Here is a 1,734-nt window from a genome sequence, read left to right as displayed (position 1 = left end):
TGTCTCCTCATAAGCATGATCAGCGCCGCCGCTCAACCAGGCGCGAGGTCCCGCGCAGTATCTTTCCAGAGCGGCAGGCAGGGTCCTTGCGGCACTTTCCCAGAACCGTCACGCTCGCGCCGTGTCGAAGCGACAGGTTCTCCGTCAGAACGCCGACTAGTTCGGAGCCTCCGGCGAATTAGAGATGCATCATTGCCCGATCACGGATGCCAGACCGCATCGCGAGGTCTGGCGCATTGAGAATCGCGCAATCCTCTTACATCCGCGGATGAGCTTCTGGTGATGGCGCTTAGTCGGGATCGCCTGGACTCGGCCGATCTACTCCAGGGCAGAGGGCACCTTTTGCTCGAGGTAGCGCATGAACGCCCTGATAGCGGCGAACCGCACACTACGCTGTAGAGCGACAATCTGGCTGAGATCACGTCTCATCTTGGTTGTCGCGCTGCACTACGCGTTGCCGCGCCGTTGCCGCGATCCTTTGGTGCCTCAGATTGCCGGGAGTATAGACAATCCGCGCGATCTCGTTCGCAGTTAGATGTAGGGAACGGGTCGACTGGTGGCCCGCTTGAGATCTGCGGGCGGTATGTTCGTGCCGAGGATCCTCCGCCTGCATGAAGCAAGCAAACTGGATCAGGTCCGTTAGGCGATGCGCCATGGCGTTTGCGCTTCGGCTGCCGGGAGCAACCATGTGAGAACCGTTGCAGCACGAAAGTGGTCCTCGTCTCGCTCCGCTGCAATGCGCGCGAACGCACGAAGATACCGTTCGGCGTCGTCAAGCTTGTAACCGAGCGCACCGCGCGGAGTAAGATAGCGGGTGACGTCAGCGCTCATTATGGCAACCTCCCGCCATGTGGCTGCGAAACTTCGGACAGGAGCCCGATATCTACCTTGGCGTAGAGCGCGGTCGTCGATGGAAAACGGTGACGCAACACTGCTCCAACGCCGGCAAGGCTTGCGCCGTTACGCAGCATCGCGGTCGCCACCGAGTGGCGCAGCACATGCGCACCTCGATGGACACTTTCGATTCCCGCTCTGTCTAGTGCGTGACACACGATACTGAGTGGGCGGATCGGTGCAATATCCGTTATCACTGGCGTCGACGTACTGCGCGGCCTTGCCCGCTCAATGTGGGCGAGAATGGCGTCGACGACTTCCTGGGGCAGCGGAAGCCATTCCTCGCGCCGGACTCCAATGACGACGGCCGCCACCAGAGCGTTGCACTCGCGCAGATACCTGACGAATGGTGCGGCAAGCGCCCTGTGGCACGGACAGTATTGGTACCCTGGAACACGGATGCAGATGCGCTCAAACCAGCGGCAAGTGTTTCGACGTCGAAGCCGGCGGCGCTCGCCCAATCGCCTTACTATGCCAATAGGCGCACCACCTCAGCTATTGTCGGGGCCGCATAATTCCGCTGAACAAGCCAGTGCTTGACCATCGGCATGTGGTCGCAGCCAATTGATCCGAACATCGGCACTCCGGCGATGTCTGCGTTTTCGCTTTATTACTCTGTTTTCCTCGATTTGCTTGTTGGTGCCGGGGAAGTCCGGCGTGTCGAACAAATCGGAGGTTCCAAATCCCTTCCAGCGGTAGCGAGCGACCTGTCTGTTCCCGATCTTCCAAGAGAGCAGCAAGGTTGCGGTTCGGATGTTGTGGGCTCAGGGAGATGGTGGCCCGGGCGGCGGGAGGGATGATGGCCCTGGCTGCGGCGCTGATCATGCTTATGAGGAGACG

General features: G+C 60.3%; 2 protein-coding genes. Both read right to left on the bottom strand.

Annotated elements, in window-relative coordinates:
- Positions 1-639: 639 nt before the first annotated feature.
- Positions 640-831: a hypothetical protein gene (locus FB009_RS32525; RefSeq protein ID WP_018209602.1), complete on the bottom strand. Its 192-nt coding sequence runs from the start codon at positions 829-831 to the stop codon at positions 640-642.
- Positions 831-1,052 carry a tyrosine-type recombinase/integrase gene (locus FB009_RS33630; RefSeq protein ID WP_267900206.1) on the bottom strand — a complete coding sequence of 74 codons (222 nt, stop codon included), beginning with the start codon at positions 1,050-1,052 and terminating at the stop codon, positions 831-833. Before FB009_RS33630 ends, FB009_RS32525 begins: the two co-directional genes overlap by 1 nt.
- Positions 1,053-1,734 lie beyond the last annotated feature (682 nt).

Origin of the sequence: Sinorhizobium medicae, assembly GCF_007827695.1 — a bacterium.
GTDB lineage: Bacteria > Pseudomonadota > Alphaproteobacteria > Rhizobiales > Rhizobiaceae > Sinorhizobium > Sinorhizobium medicae.
The sequence above is the reverse complement of the archived record's forward strand: the minus strand, read 5'-3'. Positions and strand labels throughout refer to the sequence as shown.

Bases quoted from the DNA above. Each gene is read 5' to 3' on its own strand.
- FB009_RS32525 (WP_018209602.1), bottom strand. From the start codon at position 831: ATGAGCGCTGACGTCACCCGCTATCTTACTCCGCGCGGTGCGCTCGGT.